We start from the raw sequence: 21,758 nt of genomic DNA, 5'->3' as shown, positions 1-21,758 counted from the left end.
GGCGCACGCCGTACGCCACCCGTTCCGCTCAGGCGGCGCGGGTCAGCGCCGCGTACTCGTCGTCGGTGAGCGTCACCTCGGCGGCGGCCACGTTCTCCTCCAGGTGCGCCACCGACGACGTACCGGGAATCGGCAGCACCACCGGTGACCGGCGCAACAGCCAGGCGAGCGCGAGCTGCGCGGGCGTCGCGTGGTGGTCGGCGGCGATCGCGTCCAGCGGGCCGCCCGGCCGGGCCAGCTCGCCGGTGGCCATCGGGAACCACGGTACGAACGCCAGCCCGTGCCGCTCGCAGTACGCCAGGACCTCCTCGGACTGGCGGTTCGCCACGTTGTAGAGGTTCTGTACCGAGGCGATCGGGGCGATCGCCCGTGCCTGCTCGATCTGCTCGACGCTCACCTCGGAGAGCCCGATGTGCCGGATCTTGCCCTCCCGGCGGAGCAGGTCCAGCTCACCGAGCTGGTCGGCCAGGGGCACCTTCGCGTCGATCCGGTGCAACTGGAACAGCCCGATGGTCTCCAGGCCCAGGTGCCGCAGGCTCAGCTCGCACTGCTGACGCAGGTACTCCGGGCGGCCCACCGGCCGCCACACGTTCGGCCCGGAACGGGTGAGCCCGGCCTTGGTCGCGACCACCAGGTCGTCGGCGTACGGGCGCAGCGCCTTCGCGATCAGCAGCTCGCTGACGAACGGCCCGTACGAGTCGGCGGTGTCGATGAACGTGACGCCCAGCTCGACCGCCCGGCGCAGCACCCGGACCGCCTCGTCCGGGTCCTTCGGGTCACCCCAGACACCCGGCCCGGTGAGCTGCATCGCCCCGTACCCGAGCCGCACCACCGGCAGGTCACCGCCGATGCGGAACACCCCCGACGCCTTCGCCGGCTGACTGCTGGCCTCGCCTGCCATGATCCCTCCCACCGGGGTCGCGCCCGCGTCCCCGGGCCAGTCTGCTCCCTGCCCGAGCAGGGACGGTCGCCGGGCCTTCCGGTACCCGGGGCGGTCCTTCCTACACCTTTCCCAGGATCAGGTCGGCGGCGCGCCAGGCCAGGGCGGCGACCGGGCCGTTGATCCAGCCGGCGACCAGGGTCGGCAGCACCGAGGCGTCCACCACGCGCAGCCCGTCCACCCCGCGTACCCGCAGCTCCGGGTCGACGACGTCGGCGTCGTCCGGGCCCATCGCGCAGGTGCCGACCGCGTGGTAGCCGGTGTAACCGTGGTGCAGCGCCGCGTCGAGAAGGTCCCGTTCGGTGCGTACCGCCGGACCGGGCACCGTCTCGGCCACGATGTGCCGGGCGATCGGGCCGGACGCGAAGAACTCCCGCATCCGACGGAACGTCGCCACCGCCACCGCCCGGTCGTACGGGTCGGTGAGGTAGTTGACGGTGATCCGGGGCGGCGTCTGCGGGGTCGGGGCGGTGATCTCCAGGCTGCCCTCGCTGCGGGCCCGGGTCACCCCGCCCAGGCACATCAGCCCGGCCTGCCGTTCCAGTTCCAGCGCCCGCCCCGGGCGGGGCGGGGCGGCGGAGAACGGGGCCATCAGCAGGTGCGCGTCCGGCCGGTCCGCCTCGGGTGTGGAGCGCAGGTACGCGGCCACGTCGTGCACCGGCAGCGCCAGCGGCCCCCGCCGGGCGACCAGCCAGCGCAGCGCCGCCAGGGACTGGCCGACGACGTTGTTCAGCAGGGGGTTGTACCCGACCTCGCCGGCCAGCCGGTACTGGAGCACCGCCATCCGGTGCTCCCGCATGCCGGCGCCCACCCGGGGCCGGTCCAGCAGCACCGGCACCCCGGCCGAGCGCAGCACGTCCCCCGGCCCGATCCCGGAGACCTGGAGCAGCTGCGGGCTGGCGATCGCGCCGGCGGCGAGGACCACCTCGGCCCGGGCCCGGTAGTCGACGCTCTGCCCGGCCCGACGGACCCGCACCCCGACCGCCCGGCCCTCCACCACCAGCACCCGCTGCACGGTGGCGCGGACCAGGACGGTCAGGTTGGGTCGGTCCCGGACCGGGTGCAGGAACGCGTCGGCGGCGCTGACCCGCCGGCCGGCGGAGATGGTCGCCGTGGTGTACCCGATCCGCTCGTCGTCGCCGTCGTCCAGGTCGTCGGTGCGGCGCAACCCCTGCCCGACCCCGGCGGCGATCATCTCCTCGCACAGGTCGTCGGTGCCGACGGCGGTGGACAGCCGCAGCGGACCGGGGTCGGGCGTGGGTCGCGCGGGGTGGTCCTCGATCTGCTGGTAGACCGGCAGCATGGTGTGCCAGCCCCAGCCCGGGTTGCCGCGTTCGGCCAGCGCGTCCCAGTCCGCCGGGCCGCCCCGGGCGTAGATCATTCCGTTGATCGAGCTGGAGCCGCCCACCAGCCGCCCACGCTGCCACCTCTCCCGTCGACCGGCGTTGGTGGTGGCGGCGTAGTGCCACGTGGTGCTCCCGCCGTCCATCAGCTTCGAGAAGCCCTTGGGGATGCGGACGAAGAGGCTGCTGTCCCAGCCGCCGGCCTCGACCAGCAGGACCCGGTTCGTCGGGTCGGCGCTGAGCCGGTACGCGAGCACACACCCGGCCGTGCCCGCCCCGACCACGACGTAGTCGAACTCTTCCACACTGGACCTCCGGCCGACGTTGGCGCGACCGGTCAGACGGTAGCCGGTCGATCACTCACCCGGAAGTGCGGGTCCGGTCACCGTCCGTCGCCGGTCGTCCGTCGTCGGTGGACGGTTGGCCGACGTGCCGGATCACCACCAGCGCCTGGTCGTCGTCGGAGCCGGGCAGCGCGGTCAGGATGGCGTCGGCGATCCGTTCCACCGGCCGCCGCCGGTGCGCCGAGACCACCGTCCGCAACGCCGCCACCCCGGCGTCGTACGGCAGGTCGCGCCGTTCCACCACCCCGTCGGTGTACGCCACCAGCAGGTCCCCGGTCTCGAACGGGACCTCGGTGACCGGCATCGTGTCCCGGACCATGCCCAGCGGCAGCGACGGCGCGGTCTCCACGGTCACCGGTCGGCGTCGGCGGCGCGCCAGCAGCGGATGCGGGTGCCCGGCCCGGACCATGCTGGCCCGTCCCGCCGCCGGGTCCACCACCAGGGCCAGGCAGGTGCCGAGGAACCCCACCCCGACCAGGTCGGTCAGCCGGGGGAACACCTCACCCAACGGCACGCCGGTACGGATCAGCGTGTTCACCATGGTCCGTAGCTGCGCCATGTCGGCGGCGGCCTCGACCTGGTGACCGACCACGTCACCGACCACCACCGCGAGCCGGTCGCCGTCGAGCCGGATCAGGTCGTACCAGTCGCCACCGAGGTTCAGCCCGGTCATCGCCGGCCGGTAGCGCATCGCGATGTCCAGACTGGCCGGTGCCGGCCGGCTGGAGGTACGCAGCCGCCCGGCCAGCCGGGTGACCAGGTTGTGTTCGGCGGCGGCCAGCCGGACCCGTTCCAGGGTCTGCTCGCACAGGTCGGCGATGGTGTCCAGCAGCGCCAGGTCGCCCTCCCGCAACGGGCGGACCCGGGGCCAGCCGAAGCCCAGCGCGGCGAACGGCCGGCGCTGAGCGTCCAGCAGCGGCAGCACCGCCGTGGTGACCAGGCCCTCGGCCCCCACCCGGTCGACCAGGCCGGGGAACCGCGCGGCGAACGCGGCCCGGTCCGGCAGGATGATCCGCTCCCCGGTCCGCAACGCCACCGCCATCGGCCGGGGATCGTCGAGGGTCAGGTCGTCGTAGTGGCCGGCCAGGTCCGCCGACAGGCCGGCGTGGTGCAGCCGGATCGGCTGGCCCTCCTCGTAGATCGCCAACCCGGGGGCCGTCGCGCCGAGCGCGACCGGCGCCGCGGTCAGGATCACCTCGATCGCCTCCGCTGTGCTGCGGGTGACGCTGAGCCGGGCGGCGAACTCCGCCATCGCCCGCGCCGACCGGGTCAGCTCGGCCCGCTGCAACGCCTGGCTGCACAGCCCCGCCACGGTGTCCAGCAGGTTGCGCAGCGCGTCGTCGTCGGTCACCGGCCGGGCCCAGCGCGCCTCGACCGCGCCCAGCGGCCCGCCGTCGCCGTAGCGCAGCGGCAGACAGAGCCCGCCGACCGTGCCGGCCCGGTCGGCGGCGCCGAAGGTGACCACCTCGTTGTCGCGGACCGCGCGGGCCAGCGGGACGTCGTCGTCGATGTCCAACCGGTCGCCGGCGCCCCGGTCGGTGACGGTCAGGACGGTGTCGCCGGGAGCGGCGGTGGTGATCCGGACCCGGGCCCCGTCGAGGACGTCCGGTGCGATGGCCACCACCGCCGTCACCACGTCCGACCGGCCGGCGGCCGTGCTCAGCGCCCCGGCCAGCCGGGCCAGCCCCTCGGCCTGCCGCAGGGCCCGCCGCCGGTCGCCGACGTCCCGGGCCACGGTGGCGAGGAAGGCCGTCGACTCCGGTCCGTCGCCGGTGGTGACGGTGAACGTCTGGTGGTCGACGTCCCGCCGCTCACCGGTGTCGAGGCGGACCAGCAGGCTCTCCGCCCGGTGGTGCCCGGCCCGCAGGGCGGCCGGGATCAGGTCCCGCCGCCACACCCGGCGCACCTCGGGGGCGGCGAAGTCGAGCAGCCGCAGCCGGTCCAGCGGCGCGTCCCCGGCCAGGCCGACGAACTCCCGCCCGGCCGGGTTGACGTACACCACCCGCCCGTCCGGCGCGGCCACCGCGATGAAGTCACCCGAGCGTTCCACCAACGCCTGGAACAGCCGCAGCTCGGTCTGGGCGGCCCGTTCGGCGCTCAGATCGGTGGCGTACGCCAGCCAGCGCAGCGGTCGCCGCCGCAGGGCGACCACCCCGATCTGCACCGGCACGGGGTGCCCGTCGCGGTGCAGGTACTCCTTGCGGTACGCCTGCGCCCGGCCGGTGGCGGCCAACTCGTCCAGCGCCTGCCGGTCCGGCTCCTCCCAACCCGGGGGAGTCAGCCCCGGCCAGGTCAACCGACCCTCGACGACGTCGCCGGCGGTGTGGCCGAGCATGGTGAGGAACGCCTCGTTCGCCTCGGTGATCCGGTCGCCCTCGCCCCCGAACACGGCCAGCACGTCGGTGGCGGCCAGCCGCTCGTACCGGGCCTGCTGCTCACCGAGGGCCTGCGCCAGCCGGGTCCGCTCGGTGACGTCGACCAGGGTGAACCCCACCCCGACCAGCTCGCCGGGTTGCGCGATCCGGATCGGGAAGTAGTTCGCCACCACGTGCCGTGGGCGGGCGGCGGGGTCCGGGTCGGGCAGCCGGAACTCCACCCCGCTGACCGGCCCGTGGGTCAGCGTGCGGCGCAGCAGCTCCTCGACCCGCCGGCCGTACCCCGGCGTCACCTCACCCGGCCGGCGGCCCAGGTGCGCCTCGGCCGGCACCTGGTGCATCACGGCCAGCGCCGGGTTCAGGTACCGGTAGCGCAGGTCCGCGTCCACCCAGCCGAAACCGACCGGGGAGGTGTCCAGCAGGGCGTCACTGATCGCCGCGGTACGGCGGGCGCGTTCCTCGGCGCGTACCCGGTCGTCGGTGTCGTAGATCGTGCCGATCCACTCGGTGATCGCGCCCCGCCCGTCGCGCTGGCTGGCCGCGCGGACCGCCACGTGCCGGTAGGTGCCGCTGTCGGCGTGCCAGAGCCGGCCCTCGAACTCGAACAGCGGCGCGCCGGCGGCCCGTACCTGCCGCCAGGCGGCCAGCAGCCGCGGCGCGTCCGCCGGGTGCACCATCGCCGCCCAGCCGGTCCCGGCGTACTCCGGCCAGCGCTGCCCGGTGTACGCCGCCCAGGTCGGCTGGGGCTCGCCGATCGCGCCGTCCGCGTCGGCCGACCAGACCACCGCCGACGACGCCTCGACCAGGGTCCGGAACCGCCGGTCGGCGTGCTGCTGGTCGGCCCGGGCCGCCGCCTCGGCCCGCCGGGCGCGTTCCCGGTCACCCGCCGCCGGGACCGGCCCGGTGATCGGCGGTAACGGGGTACGCAGCTCGTGGCTGACGTCGGCGGAGAAGGTGGACCTGGCCGCGTCGAGTTCGGCGAGGGCCTCCGCGCGCAGTCGTTCCGCCTGGCAGGCGCGGGCGCCGGCGCTGGCCGCGCCGAGGTGCCCGGCGAGCAGGTCGACGAAGGAACGGTAGTCGTCGTCCAGCGGCCGGCGCGGGTTCAGCCCGGTCACCAGCACGGCGGTCGGCGGTCCGCCGCCCGGCTCCACGACCGGGGTCACCACGGCCAACGCGGTGCCCGGACGGTCGGGGTCGGCGGCCGGGTCCACCGGGAGCACCCGGGCGACCCCGTCGGCCAGCACCGCCGCCAGCGGCCAGGCGTCGTCGCCGGTGCCGGTGGGCCCGCCGCCGGCGGCCAGCCGGGGGCCGTCCGCCGTCACCAGGTACAGCCGGACGAACGGCACGTCGGTCCGGTTCCCGGCGAGGACCTTGACCGCCCGCCGGCCGATCTCCTCCGGTGTGCCCGCGTCGACCAGGCTCGCGCCCAGGTCGCTGAGGGTGCGCAGCCGCCGGTCGCCGACCACCCGGTCGGTGGTCTCGGTGACCGCGGTGAACACCCCGCCGGGCGCGCCGGTCTCGTCGATGATCGGGCTGTACGAGAAGGTGAAGTAGCACTCCTCGAGGAAGCCGTTGCGGTCCAGCAGCAGGAGCTGGTCCTGGGACCAGGTCGCGCCCTGACCGGCCAGCACGCCGTCGAGCACCGGCCCGGTGACGTCCCAGACCTCCGGCCACACCTCGGCACCGGGGCGACCCATGGCGTCCCGCTTCGATTCGCCCAGAATCGGCTGGTACGCGTCATTGTGCAGCATGACCAGGTCGGGGCCCCACCACAGCAGGATCGGGAACCGCGAGTGCAGGCAGATGGTCACCGCCGTGCGGAGGCTCTGCGGCCAGCCGGTCACCGGACCCAGCGCGGTGGTCGCCCAGTCGTGGGTGGCGATCCGGGCGCCGGCCGCGCCACCGGCGGCGAAGACCTCCCGCCACCGGTGCCCGTCGGGGCGTGCGGGTTCGACGGCACGCGCGTCCGCCATCCGCCACCTCCGCCCGACGTCCGTGGCAGGTCCAACCGTTCGGACCGTATCACCGGCACCGTGGGTGAACCGACGGTCGATCACGGGGACGGCCTGCGTACGCCGCTGCGGCGAGGGACGACCCACCGGGGCGTGCCATCGGGCGGTACGATTCCCGGCGCGCGGTCGCCGATGCCCGCCGACACAACGTACCGGTGTGGTGCCGCCCACCGGCCATGCGCGCCTCGCGCGCCGTTGGAGAACTGTTCCGCATCCTGCAAGAGGGTCGGCCGTCAACCCGGCCCGGGGAAGAGACTAGCCTGATGGGCGTGACACGCCGCGCGAAGATCGTCTGTACTCTCGGTCCCGCCACCTCCTCGCCGGAACGCATCCGCGGGCTGGTCGAGGCGGGCATGAACGTGGCGAGGTTGAACTTCAGCCACGGCAGCCACGCCGACCACGAGGCCGTCTACCGGCTGGTCCGCGAGGCCGCCGAGGCGGCCGGCCGGCCGGTCGCCGTGCTGGCCGACCTCCAGGGGCCGAAGATCCGCCTCGGCCGGTTCGCCGACGGGCCGCACGAGTGGCGTACCGGCGACTCCGTGGTGATCACCGGGGACGACGTCCTCGGCACCCGGGAGCGGGTCTCCTGCACCTACCGCAAGCTGCCGCAGGAGGTGAAGCCGGGCGACCGGCTGCTGATCGACGACGGCCGGGTCGCCGTCGAGGTCACCGACGTCACCGGCAACGACATCCGGGTCCTGGTCACCGAGGGCGGCCCGGTCAGCAACAACAAGGGCGTCTCACTGCCGAACGTGGCGGTCAGCGTCCCGGCGCTCTCCGACAAGGACGCCGAGGACCTCCGCTTCGCCCTCGGCCTCGGCGTCGACCTGGTCGCGCTGTCGTTCGTCCGGTCCGCGGAGGACATCAAGCTCGTCCACGCGATCATGAGCGAGGTCGGGACGCACCGCCCGGTACTGGCGAAGGTCGAGAAGCCCGAGGCGGTCGACCACCTCGAGGCGATCGTGCTGGCCTTCGACGGGGTCATGGTGGCCCGTGGCGACCTCGGCGTCGAACTGCCGCTGGACCAGGTCCCGCTGGTGCAGAAGCGCGCCGTGCAGCTCTGCCGGGAGAACGCCAAGCCGGTCATCGTCGCCACCCAGATGCTCGACTCGATGATCGAGAACTCCCGCCCGACCCGCGCCGAGGCGTCCGACGTCGCCAACGCGGTGCTCGACGGCGCGGACGCGGTGATGCTCTCCGGCGAGACCAGCGTCGGCAAGTACCCGGTGCTCACCGTCAGCACCATGGCGAAGATCGTCACCACCACCGAGGCCGGCTCGATCGCGGTGCCCCGGCTCCAGCACGACCCGCGTACCCACGGCGGCGCGCTGACCTCGGCCGCGTCGTCGATCGCCCGGGCCATCGGCGCGAAGGCGCTGGTCGCGTTCTCGCAGACCGGCGACACCGTCCGGCGGCTGTCCCGGCTGCACTGCGACCTGCCGCTGCTGGCCTTCACACCGGTCCCCGAGGTGTACCAGCAGCTCGCCCTCTCCTGGGGCGTGCAGACCTTCCTGATGCCGTTCGTGCAGCACACCGACGACATGTTCCGCCAGGTCGACCAGGCGCTGCTCGGGCTCAACCGGGCCAACCCCGGCGACTACGTGGTGATCGTCGCCGGCAGCCCGCCCGGCACCCCCGGCTCCACCAACACCCTGCGCGTACACCAGCTCGGTTCGCTGGTCGACGCGGCCGCGGCACGGGCGTTGCAGTGACCGACGTCCTGACCGGCCAGGCCGCCGTCGACCAGTTGCTGGAGGTCCTCGACCTCGCGCCCACCGGCGCGATGTCCTTCCGGGGGATCAGCCCCCCGGTCGGCCCGCAGCGGGTGTACGGCGGCCAGGTCGCCGGTCAGGCCCTGGTGGCCGCCGGGCGGACGGTGGACCCGGAGCGGTTCGTGCACTCCCTGCACGGCTACTTCGTCCGCCCCGGCGACCCCGCCGAACCCATCGAGTACCAGGTGGAGAACGTCCGCGACGGCCGGTCGTTCTCGGTCCGCCGCTCGGTGGCCCTCCAGCACGACAAGCCGATCTTCTTCATGTCGGCCTCCTTCCAGCACCGGGAGGAGGGGCTGGACCACCAGGCCCCCACTCCGCCGGACGTGCCCGGCCCGGAGGGCGTGCCCACCATGACCGACCGGCTGGCCCGGTACCCGGAGCGGCTGGGCATCTGGGCGATGATCCCGCGCCCGATCGACGTACGCTACGTCGGCGAGCCCGGCTGGGTCCGCCCCGGTGACCGGCCCGCCGACCCGCACCAGCGGGTCTGGATGCGGATCGACGGCAAGCTGCCCGACGATCCGCTGCTGCACGCCTGCGCCCTGACGTACGCCTCCGACCTGACCCTGCTCGACTCGGTGCTGTCGGTGCACGGCGAGGTCTGGGGGCCGGGCGGGGTGATCGGGGCCAGCCTGGACCACGCGCTGTGGTTCCACCGCCCGGTCCGGGCCGACGAGTGGTTCCTCTACGACTGTTGGAGCCCGTCCGCGTCGGGCGGTCGTGGCCTCGCCACCGGCCGGATGTTCACCACCGACGGTCGGCACATCGCCAGCGCCGTCCAGGAGGGGTTGCTGCGCCGGGTCGGCGGGTGACCTGCCGGGCCGATCGGCGCTCCGCTCCGGCCGGCCAGTAACCTGTCCGACATGCGACTCTCCGCCCGGGTTGACTACGCCCTGCGCGCCGCCGCCGAACTCGCGGCGATGGCCGGTGACGGGCCCGGACGGACCCGGCCGGTCACCGCCGAACAGATCGCCCGGGCCCAGGAGATCCCACCGAAGTTCCTGGAGAGCATCCTGCTCCAACTGCGCCGGGGCGGCATCGTGCACGCCCAGCGCGGTCCCGAGGGCGGCTACTGGCTGGCCCGGCCGGCAGCGGAGATCTCCCTCGCCGAGGTGATCCGGGTGATCGACGGCCCGCTCGCGCACGTACGGGGGCAGCGCCCGGAGCAGCTCGGCTACCACGGGGCGGCCCAGGCGTTGCAGGAGGTGTGGATCGCCCTGCGCGCCAGCGAACGGCAGATCCTCGAACTGGTCACCGTCGCCGACGTGGCCGCCGGCACCCTGCCCGACCGGGTCAACGAACTCGCCGCCGACCCCAGCGCCTGGACCTGACGTCCGGACCGGACGGAGCCGTCCCATCCTTCGATCAGGACTTGACCGGAGTCTCCGCGTGCCGCATTGTCGACCATGCCGATAGGAGATGCCTAAAAGCCCGGGAGGGTGCTCCGTGCGCAAGCTGCTGGTCCTCGCCCTGGTCGGGCTCGTCGCACAGTTGGTGGACGGCTCGCTCGGCATGGCGTACGGGCTGACCTCCTCGACCCTCCTGCTGCTCGTCGGAGTCGCGCCGGCTGCCGCGTCGGCGTCGGTGCACCTGGCCGAGATCGGCACCACCCTCGCCGCCGGGGTCGCCCACTGGCGTTTCGGTAACGTCGACTGGCGGGTGGTCAGCCGCATCGCCCTACCCGGCGCGGTCGGGGCCTTCGCCGGGGCGACCTTCCTCAGCGCCATCTCCACCGAGGCCGCCGCCCCCTGGATGGCCGGCATCCTGTTCGTGCTCGGCGCGTACCTGCTGATCCGCTTCTCCCGACCGCTGCGCCCCAACCCGCAGGCGGGCCGGTTGCGTGGCCGGTTCCTCGGGCCGCTCGGCCTGGTCGCCGGCTTCGTCGACGCCACCGGCGGCGGCGGTTGGGGCCCGGTCGCCACCCCGGCGCTGCTCGTCTCCGGCCGGATGCAGCCACGCAAGGTGATCGGCTCGGTGGACACCTCCGAGTTCGTCGTCGCCGCCGCGGCCAGCATCGGATTCCTGATCGGCCTCGGCACCGAGGGGTTCCTGCTGCCGATCGTGGCGGCGCTGCTGGTCGGCGGACTGATCGCCGCCCCGATCGCCGCCTGGCTGGTCCGGATCGTGCCGGCCCAACTGCTCGGCGCGGCCGTCGGTGGCGTGATCGTGCTCACCAACGCCCGTGGCCTGATGCGCGCCGCCGACCTCGACGGAGCCACCCCCGTGCTGGTGTACCTGCTGCTCGGGCTCGGCTGGCTGACCGCCCTGCTGCTGGCGGTACGTGTCCTGCGCCGTGCCCGGCAGGCCCGCACCGACGCGCAAGCCGGAACGGCTACGCAGACCGTGACTGACGCGCGCGCCGGAACGGCCGTGTCCGCTGCCGACGGGACCGAGCCGCAGCCGCCGCTGGTCGCCGCCGACCACTGACCCACCCCGTCTCCGGGCCGCCCCGTCTCCGGGCCTGGCCTGCCGTCTCGGGCACCCTGTCGGCCCACTGCCGCCGTGGTCAACTCCGGTTGCGGCATGTGGGGGTCTCGCCGGTGCTGGACACCCCCATGTGCCGCAACTGGCGGCCGGTCCACGTGGGCAGCGGCCGGCCCGGGTGGGGGTGGCGGCCGGTCCGGTTGGGGGTGCTGTCTGGGCAGGCGGGTGTCCGAGCGGTCGGGGCGGCCGGGTGCGGCGTGGTCAGCCGGTCGGTGGACGCTCGGTGGTGGGTGGACGGCCGGTGGTCGGTGGGGGTTCGGTGAGCAGCGCGTCCGCCGTGGCGCTGAGCAGGTCCCAGGCCTCGTCCACGTGCCGCCCGGTGGTCTGCGGGGAGCCGACCGCCAGCCGCAGCGTGTACCGGCCCGCGACCCGGGTGTGGGTCAGGTGTACCCGACCGGTGCCGTTGACCCGGGCCAGCAACGCGGCGTTGATCTCGTCCCCGGACCGTACGTCGTTCTCGTCCCCGGGCCGTAACCGGAAGCAGACCAGCGAGAACGGGTGCGGGGCGGCCAACTCGAACCGGTCGTCGGCCAGGACGTGCCCGGCGAACCGGGCGGCCAGCGCCACCCCGGAACGGATGTGCGCCCGCAGCCCCTCGACGCCGTACCAGCGCAGCACGAACCAGAGCTTCAGCGCCCGGAACCGGCGACCCAACGGCACCTGCCAGTCCCGGTAGTCGACCACCGCACCCGACTCGGTGGCGGCGTTACGCAGGAACTCCGGCATCACGGTCAGCGCCCCGACCAGTTCGGCGGAGTCGGCGACCCAGAACGCGTCGCAGTCGAAGCCGGTCAGCAGCCACTTGTGCGGGTCGAAGCAGTACGAGTCGGCGTACTCCAGTCCGTCGTGCGCCCACCGCAGTTCCGGGCAGACCGCCGCCGCCCCCGCGTACGCGGCGTCCACGTGCAGCCAGATCCCGTACTCGGCGCAGATCGCGCCGATCGCGGGCAGCGGGTCGACGGCGGTGGTGGAGGTGGTGCCGACCGTCGCCACCACGATGGTCGGTACCTCGCCGGCGGCCAGGTCGGCCCGGATCGCGGCCCGTAGCGCCTCCGGGCGCATGGCCAGGGTGTCCGGGTCCACCTCGATCGGGCGGACCCCGTCGTCACCGAGCCCGGCGATCCGGGCCGCCTTCTCGATCGAGGAGTGCCCCTGGGTGGAGGTGTAGGCGCGGTACCGGCGGTCGACCCCGACGTCGCGCCACCGGCCGCCGCTGGCCCGGTGCAGCGCCACCAGGGTGGCCACCAGGGTCGCCGACGACGCCGAGTCCTGGATGACCCCACCGCCCCGGCCGGCCGAGTGGAACCGCTCCGGCAGGCCGAGCAGCCCGGCCAGCCAGTCGAGCATCACCGTCTCCAGCTCGGTGCAGGCCGGGCCGGTCGCCCAGAGCATGCCCTGGACGCCGAGGCCGGAACTGACCAGGTCACCGAGCACGCTCGGGCCGCTGGTGTTCGCCGGGAAGTAGCCGAAGAAGCCGGGATGCTGCCAGTGGGTCAGCCCCGGGGTGATCACCCGGTCGAGGTCGGCCAGTACCGCGTCGACCGGCTCGCCGTGCACGGGCGGCCCGGCCGGCAGTGCGGCGGTGATCGTGCCCGGCGGATCCGACGAGGTCACCGGGCGTTGCCCCAGGGTCGCCCAGTAGTCGGCGATCCAGTCCACCACCGCGTGTCCGGCGCGGCGGAACTCCTCGGCGTCCATGTGCGCGGCGGGTTCGGCATGAGCGGCGGGTTCGGCGGGTCCGGAATGTCCGGCAGACTCGGCGTGTTCGGCGGGTTCGGCCACCCCCGGAGTCGACCAACATTTCCCGCCCGGGGCAAGTCGATCCGGGTGCCCGCCCTCAAACGGCAGGCACCGGGCCGCAGCCGCGGAATCCGCACAGCTCCGGCCCGGTGCACCACACCGCAGCACCCCCGACCCGTCCCGACCGGGAGTGCCCTACCACCACCGGAACCAACGTTAGGCGGTCGCCGCCACCCGTGGGTGAAGCCGGTGTGAAGATCGTGTTTCGGGCATCTTGCCCAGTGATCGTCACGGGTGTTGTGCCCCGGATGGCGGTCTTCTATCGTCCACAGTGCGCGGAGCCGTCCCGCCGGCCCGGGACCTGCCCGTCCGCCGGCCCGACCAGCACAGCAGGGCCGCCGTCGAACCGGGCAAGGTCGACGCCGCACCGGCTGTGCGTCCCGACCGGGAGGCACCTTCGTGCGCTTCATCACACCACACCGTCGTACCCTTCTGCTCGCCGCCGTTGCGGCGGCCACCCTGACCGCCGGCACCCTGACCGCCGTGACCGCCTCGGCCGCCGCTGCGGGCTGTCGGGTGGACTACCGGATCACCAACCAGTGGGGCGGCGGCTTCGGCGCCGACGTCACCGTCACCAACCTCGGCGACCCGGTCGACGGCTGGACCCTCGCCTGGTCCTTCGCCGCCGGCCAGCAGGTCGGCCAGGCCTGGAACGCCACCGTCACCCAGTCCGGCGCGCAGGTCACCGCCCGCGACGTCGGCTACAACGCGGTGGTCGGCACCGGCGGCACCGCGAACTTCGGCTTCAACGCCTCGTGGAACGACACCAGCAACCCGCCGCCGGCGAGCTTCACGCTCAACGGCACCACCTGCACCGGCGCCACCACCCCCACCACCGCCCCGCCGCCGAGCACCCCACCGCCCACGACCACGCCGCCGCCGACCACCCCACCACCCACGACGCCACCGCCGACCACCCCGCCCGCCGGGGCCAAGCAGCTGGAGAACCTCGACCGGGGGCTGGTCAGCGTCCGCTCCGGCACCGGCAACCACGTCTCCTGGCGGCTGCTCGGCACCGAGACCACCGGGGTGTCGTTCAACCTGTACCGGGGCACCACCCGGGTCAACAGCACCCCGATCACCGGGGCCACCAGCTGGCTCGACGCCGGTGCCGCCGCCGGGTCCGCGTACACCGTGCGGGCCGTGGTGAACGGCACCGAGCAGGCCGCGTCCGCGCCCGCCCTCCAGTTCGGCAACGGGTACCTCGACGTACCGATCCAGCCGCCCGCCGGCGGCACCACCCCCGGCGGCGAGGCGTACACGTACGCCGCGAACGACGCCTCCGTCGGTGACCTCGACGGCGACGGCGACTACGAGATCGTGCTCAAGTGGGACCCGTCCAACGCCAAGGACAACTCACAGTCCGGCTACACCGGCAACGTGTACATCGACGCGTACACCCTCACCGGCAGCCGGCTGTGGCGCGTCGACCTGGGCCGCAACATCCGGGCCGGCGCCCACTACACCCAGTTCCAGGTGTACGACTACGACGGCGACGGGGACGCCGAGGTCGCCATGAAGACCGCCGACGGCACCCGCTCCGGCACCGGCCAGGTGATCGGCTCGTCGTCCGCCGACCACCGCAACTCCAGCGGCTACGTCCTCGCCGGCCCCGAGTACCTGACCATGTTCGACGGCCGGACCGGTGTCGCCCTCTCCACCGTCACCTACGACCCGCCGCGCGGCACCGTCTCCTCCTGGGGCGACAGCTACGGCAACCGGGTCGACCGGTTCCTCGCCGGCACCGCCTACCTCGACGGCCAGCGCCCATCACTGATCATGGCCCGGGGCTACTACACCCGCGCCGTCGTCGCCGCCTGGGACTTCCGCAACGGCACCCTCACCAAGCGGTGGACGTTCGACTCCAACGCCTCCGGCAACGGAGCCGCCGCCGGGCAGGGCAACCACAGCCTCTCCATCGCCGACGTGGACGCCGACGGCCGGGACGAGATCGTCTACGGCGCGGCCACCGTCGACGACAACGGCCGGCTGCTCTGGTCCACCGGGTACGGCCACGGCGACGCCGGGCACGTCGGCGACCTCGACCCGTCCCGCCCCGGCCTGGAGTACTTCAAGGTCAGCGAGGACGGCAGCAAGCCCAGCTCCTGGTTCGCCGACGCCCGCACCGGCCAGATCCTCTGGTCCACCCCGTCCGGCGGCGACAACGGCCGGGGCGTCTCCGGCGACATCTGGGCCGGCAGCCCCGGCGCGGAATCCTGGTCGTCGGCGGTGTCCGGGCTCGCCAACACCCGCGGCCAGAACGTCGGCCGCAAGCCGTCCTCGACGAACTTCCTCGCCTGGTGGGACGGCGACCCGGTCCGGGAACTCCTCGACGGCACCCGGATCGACAAGTACGGCACCGGCGGCGACACCCGGCTGCTCACCGGCAGCGACGTCGCCTCGAACAACGGCACCAAGTCCACCCCGGCGCTCTCCGCCGACATCCTCGGCGACTGGCGGGAAGAGGTGATCTGGCGGACCAGCGACAACAGCCGGCTGCGCATCTACAGCACACCCACCCCGACCACCACCCGCATCCACACCCTGATGCACGACCCGCAGTACCGCACCGCCATCGCCTGGCAGAACACCGCCTACAACCAGCCGCCGCACCCGGGCTTCTTCCTCGGCGACGGCATGTCCACCCCACCCACCCCGAACATCTACCTGCGCTGACCCTGGTGTGCGGGGGCACCCTCCCGGTGCCCCCGCACACCCCGGCGCCCCGCCTTCGGTCCGCCCGGCGTCGGCCCGCCCGGTGTCAGTCCGCCCCGCCTTCGGTCCGTGCGCCTTCGGTCCGCCCGGTGTCAGTCCGTCCGGCGCAGCCCGCCTGCCACCTGCTCCGCGACCAGCTCGAACGACCGGACCCGGTCCGCCACGTCGTACACCATCGCGGTCAGCATCAGCTCGTCCGCGCCGGTACGGGCCAGCAGCTCGGTCAACTGCCGGCGGACCGTCTCCGGTGAGCCCATCGCCTGGCCGTCCCCGCGTGACGCCACGAACTCCCGCTCCATCGCCGTGTACGGGTACGCCGCCGCCTCCTCCGGGCTGACCAGCGGCTCCGGCCGACCCGAGCGCAGCTTCAGGAACGACAGCCCGGCCGGCCCGGCCAGCCACCGCGCCCGCTCGTCGGTCTCCGCGCAGACGGTGTTCACCGCCACCATCGCGTACGGCCGCTCCAACCACTGCGACGGCCGGAAGCTGCGCCGGTACAGCGCCAGCGCCGGCTCGGTGTTCGCCGCGCTGAAGTGGTGCGCGAACGAGAACGGCAGACCCAGCGTCCCGGCCAGTTGCGCGCTGAACCCGCTCGACCCGAGCAGCCAGATCGCCGGCCGCTCACCCCGCCCCGGCGTCGCCACGATGGGCCCCGGCCGGTCCCCGCTGAAGTAGTTCATCAGGTCCGCCAGCTCCCGGGGGAACCCCTCCGCCGACAGCCCCTCCACGGTCCGGCGTAACGCCAGCGCGGTCACCTGGTCGGTGCCGGGCGCCCGCCCGATGCCCAGGTCGATCCGGCCCGGGTGCAACGCCTCCAGGGTGCCGAACTGCTCGGCCACCACCAGCGGCGCGTGGTTCGGCAGCATCACCCCGCCGGACCCCAACCGGATCGTCGAGGTGTGCGCCGCCAGGTGGGCGATCAGCACCGCCGGCGCCGACGAGGCGATCGCCGGCATGTTGTGGTGTTCGGCCACCCAGAACCGGTGGTAGCCCAGTTCCTCCGTCCGCCGGGCCAGCTCGGTGGTGTGTCGCAGCGCCGCCCCGGCGGACGCCCCCGCCGCGACCGGAGCAAGATCAAGAACAGACAACGGTACGTCGATCACACGCAGTGCCAACCCGGCACGTGCCCGGATTCTTCCCCGCCGCCGTCAACCCGTACCCCGCACCTGCTCGAAGATCAGACTGGTCTGGGTGTGCTGCACCACCGGATCCACCGCCAGATGGTCCAGTACGAAGTCCCGCAGCGCGTCGCCCGACGCCGCCCGCACGTGCAGCACGTAGTCGTCCGCGCCCGCCACGTGGAACACCGACACCACCCCCGGCAACCGCGCCGACCGGGCCCGGAACGCGTCCACCGCCGCCCGCTCGTGCGCGGTCAACCGCACCGACACCAGCGCCTGCAACGGCAGACCCACCGCCGCCGGATCCACGTCCGCGTGGAAACCCCGGATCGCCCCGCACTCCCGCAACGCCCGCACCCGGGACAGGCAGGTCGACGGGGCCACCCCCACCCGTTCGGCGAGCGCGTTGTTCGGGATCCGCCCGTCACCCGCCAACACGGCGAGGATGGCGCGATCGGTGTCGTCCAGGGCGGCGAACGGCCGTACAACATTCGATCCGACTGGCATCCACCCATGATCTACCGAACATCCGTCGAAGCCAAAGCAGACACGTAGAATCTTCTACGGAAGCCTTGCCCCGTCACATCGCTATGTTCGACGCTTCCGCCATGACCGCCCTCGACACCCGGGCCGTGCACGCCGGCCGCGACGACCTCGCCGGCCTGGGCGTCCACGTGCCACCCATCGACCTGTCCACCACCAACCCGCTGCCCTCGGTCGGCGACGGCGGCGACGCGTACGAGACCCTCGCCACCGGCAACCCCCTCCCGGCCGGCGGCAACGCCGTCTACCAGCGGCTCTGGAACCCCACCGTGGCCCGCTTCGAGACCGCCCTCGCCCACCTCGAAGAAACCACCGACGCGGTCGCCTTCGCCAGCGGCATGGCCGCCCTCACCGCCTGCCTACTCGCCGCCACCCGCGACGGGAACCGGCACGTCGTCGCCGTCCGCCCCCTCTACGGCGGCACCGACCACGTCCTCGCCACCGGACTGCTCGGCACCACCGTCACCTGGGCCCACCCCCACCAGGTCGCCACCGCCGTCCGCCCCGACACCGCCCTGGTCGTCGTGGAGACCCCCGCCAACCCCACCCTCGACCTGGTCGACCTCGACGCCCTCGCCGCCGCCTGCGGCGACGTGCCGCTGCTCGTCGACAACACCGTCGCCACCCCGGTCCTCCAGCAACCCGCCCGGCACGGCGCCACCCTCGTCCTGCACAGCGCCACCAAGAGCATCGGCGGGCACGGCGACGTCCTCGCCGGCGTCGTCGCCTGCGACGCCGGGTGGGCCACCCGACTGCGCCAGGTCCGCGCCCTCACCGGCGCGATCCTCCACCCGCTCGGCGCGTACCTGCTGCACCGCGGCCTACAGACCCTCCCGCTGCGGGTCCGCGCCCAACAGGCCGGCGCGGAGAAACTCGCCGCCTGGCTCACCGGCCACCCCGCCGTCGCGCGCGTCCACCACCCCAGCCTCGACGACCCCGCCGGGCTCGTCGGCCGGCAACTGCGCGGCACCGGCAGCCTGCTCGCCTTCGAGGTACGCGGCGGAGCGCCCGCCGCCGCCACCGTCGCCGCAGCCTGCCAGCTGATCACCCACGCCGTCTCGCTCGGTGGCGTCGACACCCTCATCCAGCACCCGGCCTCGCTCACCCACCGGCCCGTCGCGGGGGAGGCCAAACCGGCCCCCGGCCTGCTGCGCGTCTCCGTCGGCCTGGAGGACCCCGACGACCTGCGCGCCGACCTCGCCCAAGCGCTCGACACCATCTGACCCCCGGGCGTACGACGGCCTGACGACCTCGTGCGGCGGCCGGCACGGACCGTCAGGACTTCGGGCCGACGTGCCGGTCGAGGGCGGCGACCGCCTCCCGGCGCGCGACGGACAACGAGTTACGGCGGTTCATCCGCCAGGGGATGTCGAGCAGGTCGAGCGCCCACTGGCACAGGCCCATGATGTCGGCCGACTCGTTGGTGAACATGTACCGCGGATAGACGTACGCCTTGCCCCTGGTGGTCACCCGATTGGCGACCCGGCATCCGTCGGAGTGGATGAGACCGCGGACGAAGTCCCCGGGGTGCGCACCGACGATCCTGCGCTGCCAGTCGGCGAGGATGATCGGCCGATTGTGCTTCTTGCCGGGCCCGTGCTGCGGCAACAGGCACGGCCAGTGCATGCCATAGCTCTGTACCTTGACGCAACCCACGTCACGGACCCGCTGGACGTTGGCGGCCAGGACGTCCAGCATCGCCGTCTCGCAGGCGTCGATCAGACCGGGCCACGCGTTCGCGCAGTAGATGCGCAGTACGGGTATGCGCGTGTTGGTGACGAGGTGGCCGTCGCCGAGGTACAGGCCGAGGAGGTAGGCGTAGGCAGCCGGAGCTGACGGTTGCTCGAGGCCCGGCCGACAGCGGAAGCACCGCAATGCGGTGCTCTGCTGCCTGGGGACCGGTCTGTCCACGCACCAGTGCCGGACGGTGCCGTAGGGGAGGCCGACCGCGCGCGCTGCTTCCGCCACCGTCGCGCCGGACAGGTAGAGCGTGCGGGCGCGGGCCCGAACCTCGGGTGGGTGCACCCGGTCAGTATCGAACGGGTGTATGACAGAAGTGCCGGGAGCGGGATTCGAACCCGCAAGCCCTTTCGGGCAGAAGTGTTTGAGACTTCCGTGTATGCCGTTCCACCATCCCGGCGGGTGGGTCCAACTGTACCGGACTAGGCTTCTGCGGGAACATGGGTGGCAGCGGTTTGATGATCGACGGTGGGAGTAGGGCTGGTGGCCGAGACGCAGACGGATGCCGAGCGCAGGCGCGTACTGATCGCGGAGGACGAGGCGCTGATCCGGCTCGATCTGGCCGAGATGCTCGTCGAGGAGGGCTACGAGGTGGTCGGCGAGGCCGGTGACGGTGAGACCGCCGTTCGGCTGGCCGAGGAGCTCAAGCCCGACCTGGTCATCCTCGACATCAAGATGCCGATCATGGACGGGTTGGCCGCCGCCGAGCGGATCGCCGGCGCGCGGATCGCCCCGGTGATCATCCTGACCGCGTTCAGCCAGCGGGACCTGGTGGAGCGGGCGCGGGCGGCCGGCGCGATGGCGTACCTGGTGAAGCCCTTCCAGAAGAGCGACCTGGTCCCGGCGGTGGAGATCGCCCTCTCCCGGTACTCCGAGGTCGCCGCGCTGGAGGCGGAGGTCGCCAGCCTCACCGACCGGCTGGAGATCCGCAAGACGGTGGAGCGGGCCAAGGGCGCGCTGATGACCACCTACGGGATGACCGAGCCGCAGGCGTTCAAGTGGATCCAGCGGACCGCGATGGACCACCGGATGACCATGAAGGAGGTCGCCGAGCGGATCCTGGCCGAGACCGCCGGCGGCGAGGTGGAGCAGCCCGCCTCCTGATCTTGGCTGTGCCGGGGGTCACATTTCCGGGCGGGAGCTGGATAGCATTCCGTCCATGTCTTCCCGGCGCGCGGTGGCGCTGCTCGCTCTGGTCGCCGTGCTGTCCACCGCCTGCGAGCCAGCTGCCGACCCGGACGCGGCTGCGCCGCCGCCGATCACGCCCGCCTGGCAGCCGGTGACGCTGCCCGCCCCACCGGGGCCGCCGGGCCGGTTGCTGGTCCGCGACGCGGCGGCCTGCGCCGACCGGTGGTACGTGCTGGGTGGGGTGGCCGACGCCGCCGGCGCGACCCGCCCGGCGGCCTGGACCAGCGCCGACGGGACGACCTGGACGTCCATCGCGATGCTGCCGAAGTCGTACTACGGCAAGCAGCACGTGCTGTACTCGGTGGCCTGCCGGGACGGCCGGGTGGCGCTACTGGGGTCGAAGCGCGGTGGCGCGCACGCCAATCCCCGCACCAGTAGCTGGCGGCAGTTGCCGGACGGTTCGCTGGCCGAGGTGACCGCCCCGTTCGAGTTGTTCGGTGGTCCCCGGGCGGTGAACGTGGCCCGGATGGTGGCCGGCCCGCCCGGTTGGTTGATCACGGGGAACCGGACGGGTGGCGCGGCGAGCTGGGTGTCGCCGGACTCGAACCGGTTCACCATCGTCGAGGGCGCGCCGGAACTGGCCTCGGACGCCCGCGGCGAGACGTGGGGTTTCGACGCCGTCGGGCACGACGGCCGGTGGCTGATGGTGGGTGGCCTGGTGCCGGCGGGTCGGACCGACCGGGATCCGCTGGCCTGGACGTCGGCCGACGGGGTGGCCTGGCAGCGGGTGCCGGTGCCGGGTGGGCCGGAGTACGACGAGTTGCAGCGGGTGGTGCTGCTGGACGGCGTACCGGTGGCGGTGGGGCTGCGGGGTCGGGCCTTCGGCACCTGGCGCGCGGACGCGGCCCCGGCCGACGGATCTCCGGCAGCCGGCGGCGGCCCGGCGACCAGCGGCACCCCGACGGCCGGTGGCGACGCGGAAGCCGGCGGGTGGCGGGTGGCCGGGGGGTTCGGGACGGCCCGGGTGGACGGGGTGCCGGGGATCCGGGGGCTGACGGTGGTGGCGGGTCGGCTGGTCGCGGTGACGGTGGACGGCGGCGGGCACGCGCTGTGGGCGTCGACCGACCGGGGCGACTCGTGGCGGTCGGTGGAGGTGCCGGTGTCGATGCCGGCCGGGGCGGAGCGGTCGGTGGCGCTGGCGGCGTCGGGGGAGCGGCTGTTGCTGGTGGTGGACGACGCAAGCGCCGGTCGGGTATTTCTCGCCTCCCTTCCGGGGGACTGATTCGTGGTTTCCCACGTGTGACGGCCGGAGGATCATCGACGCTTTTGTTCGTAACGTTTTGGCAAGCCTGGCTTTCAGGCCTTCCGGGACGGATTACGGCTCCAGTACGCTCCGCCATCACGAGCCGTAACGCAGGTGTGCGGATCCTCACCGGGG

The 21,758-nt window shown here is 73.6% G+C and carries 15 protein-coding genes and 1 tRNA gene; 8 read left to right on the top strand and 8 right to left on the bottom strand.

Annotation, left to right across the window (positions count from 1 at the left end; all coding sequences use genetic code 11):
• Positions 1 to 28: 28 nt before the first annotated feature.
• The 3 genes from PVK37_RS28105 to PVK37_RS28095 form a co-directional block, all read right to left on the bottom strand.
• A complete protein-coding gene (locus tag PVK37_RS28105) occupies positions 29 to 901 on the bottom strand; it encodes an aldo/keto reductase (RefSeq protein WP_275030840.1) in 873 nt (290 codons plus the stop codon).
• 100 nt (positions 902 to 1,001) lie between these two features.
• Positions 1,002 to 2,588 carry a GMC family oxidoreductase gene (locus PVK37_RS28100; RefSeq protein WP_275030839.1) on the bottom strand — a complete coding sequence of 529 codons (1,587 nt, stop codon included), beginning with the start codon at positions 2,586 to 2,588 and terminating at the stop codon, positions 1,002 to 1,004.
• Between the two features lie 55 nt (positions 2,589 to 2,643).
• Positions 2,644 to 6,975, bottom strand: a complete 4,332-nt coding sequence (locus tag PVK37_RS28095; RefSeq protein ID WP_275030838.1) for a SpoIIE family protein phosphatase — start codon at positions 6,973 to 6,975, stop codon at positions 2,644 to 2,646.
• A gap of 302 nt (positions 6,976 to 7,277) precedes the next feature.
• Between PVK37_RS28095 and pyk the strand changes: the two genes are divergently transcribed.
• The 4 genes from pyk (at position 7,278) to PVK37_RS28075 (ending at position 11,216) form a co-directional block, all read left to right on the top strand.
• Positions 7,278 to 8,726: a pyruvate kinase gene (gene pyk, locus PVK37_RS28090; protein ID WP_275030837.1), complete on the top strand. Its 1,449-nt coding sequence runs from the start codon at positions 7,278 to 7,280 to the stop codon at positions 8,724 to 8,726.
• A complete protein-coding gene (locus PVK37_RS28085) occupies positions 8,723 to 9,601 on the top strand; it encodes an acyl-CoA thioesterase (protein ID WP_275030836.1) in 879 nt (292 codons plus the stop codon). Before pyk ends, PVK37_RS28085 begins: the two co-directional genes overlap by 4 nt.
• Positions 9,602 to 9,652: 51 nt before the next feature.
• Positions 9,653 to 10,120, top strand: coding sequence for an RrF2 family transcriptional regulator (locus tag PVK37_RS28080; RefSeq protein ID WP_275030835.1), 468 nt, complete (start codon positions 9,653 to 9,655; stop codon positions 10,118 to 10,120).
• Between the two features lie 115 nt (positions 10,121 to 10,235).
• Positions 10,236 to 11,216: a sulfite exporter TauE/SafE family protein gene (locus PVK37_RS28075; RefSeq protein ID WP_275030834.1), complete on the top strand. Its 981-nt coding sequence runs from the start codon at positions 10,236 to 10,238 to the stop codon at positions 11,214 to 11,216.
• Positions 11,217 to 11,474: 258 nt separating this feature from the next.
• Here PVK37_RS28075 and PVK37_RS28070 read toward each other — a convergent pair whose 3' ends face one another.
• The gene (locus PVK37_RS28070) at positions 11,475 to 12,971 is read right to left on the bottom strand and encodes a pyridoxal-dependent decarboxylase (protein ID WP_275030833.1); all 1,497 of its coding nucleotides are present in this window, start codon (positions 12,969 to 12,971) and stop codon (positions 11,475 to 11,477) included.
• Positions 12,972 to 13,481: 510 nt separating this feature from the next.
• Here PVK37_RS28070 and PVK37_RS28065 point away from each other — a divergent pair.
• Positions 13,482 to 15,749 carry a rhamnogalacturonan lyase family protein gene (locus tag PVK37_RS28065; RefSeq protein ID WP_423791117.1) on the top strand — a complete coding sequence of 756 codons (2,268 nt, stop codon included), beginning with the start codon at positions 13,482 to 13,484 and terminating at the stop codon, positions 15,747 to 15,749.
• Between the two features lie 131 nt (positions 15,750 to 15,880).
• Here PVK37_RS28065 and PVK37_RS28060 read toward each other — a convergent pair whose 3' ends face one another.
• Together PVK37_RS28060 and PVK37_RS28055 are read right to left on the bottom strand one after the other, a co-directional pair.
• Positions 15,881 to 16,903 (bottom strand): LLM class flavin-dependent oxidoreductase, encoded by a 1,023-nt coding sequence (locus PVK37_RS28060; RefSeq protein ID WP_275030831.1) that lies wholly within the window; start codon positions 16,901 to 16,903, stop codon positions 15,881 to 15,883.
• Between the two features lie 33 nt (positions 16,904 to 16,936).
• Positions 16,937 to 17,416 carry an Lrp/AsnC family transcriptional regulator gene (locus PVK37_RS28055; protein ID WP_275030830.1) on the bottom strand — a complete coding sequence of 160 codons (480 nt, stop codon included), beginning with the start codon at positions 17,414 to 17,416 and terminating at the stop codon, positions 16,937 to 16,939.
• Positions 17,417 to 17,499: 83 nt separating this feature from the next.
• Between PVK37_RS28055 and PVK37_RS28050 the strand changes: the two genes are divergently transcribed.
• On the top strand, positions 17,500 to 18,675 hold the full coding sequence (locus tag PVK37_RS28050) for a trans-sulfuration enzyme family protein (protein ID WP_275030829.1): 1,176 nt from the start codon (positions 17,500 to 17,502) through the stop codon (positions 18,673 to 18,675).
• A gap of 52 nt (positions 18,676 to 18,727) precedes the next feature.
• Here the strand turns inward: PVK37_RS28050 and PVK37_RS28045 are convergent, their stop codons facing one another.
• Complete coding sequence (locus tag PVK37_RS28045; protein WP_275030828.1) at positions 18,728 to 19,477, bottom strand: terminase gpP N-terminus-related DNA-binding protein; 750 nt, start codon at positions 19,475 to 19,477, stop codon at positions 18,728 to 18,730.
• 32 nt (positions 19,478 to 19,509) lie between these two features.
• Positions 19,510 to 19,592, bottom strand: a tRNA-Leu gene (locus PVK37_RS28040).
• An 83-nt stretch (positions 19,593 to 19,675) separates the two neighbouring features.
• Here PVK37_RS28040 and PVK37_RS28035 point away from each other — a divergent pair.
• Both PVK37_RS28035 and PVK37_RS28030 read left to right on the top strand, forming a co-directional pair.
• Entirely contained in the window at positions 19,676 to 20,296 is a 621-nt protein-coding gene (locus PVK37_RS28035; protein WP_275030827.1) for an ANTAR domain-containing response regulator, read from the top strand.
• Positions 20,297 to 20,351: 55 nt separating this feature from the next.
• On the top strand, positions 20,352 to 21,602 hold the full coding sequence (locus PVK37_RS28030; protein WP_275030826.1) for a hypothetical protein: 1,251 nt from the start codon (positions 20,352 to 20,354) through the stop codon (positions 21,600 to 21,602).
• The last annotated feature ends 156 nt before the right edge of the window (positions 21,603 to 21,758 follow it).

The sequence above is a fragment of the Micromonospora cathayae genome (assembly GCF_028993575.1).
GTDB lineage: Bacteria > Actinomycetota > Actinomycetes > Mycobacteriales > Micromonosporaceae > Micromonospora > Micromonospora cathayae.
This window is presented reverse-complemented; position numbering and strand designations above follow the sequence as displayed.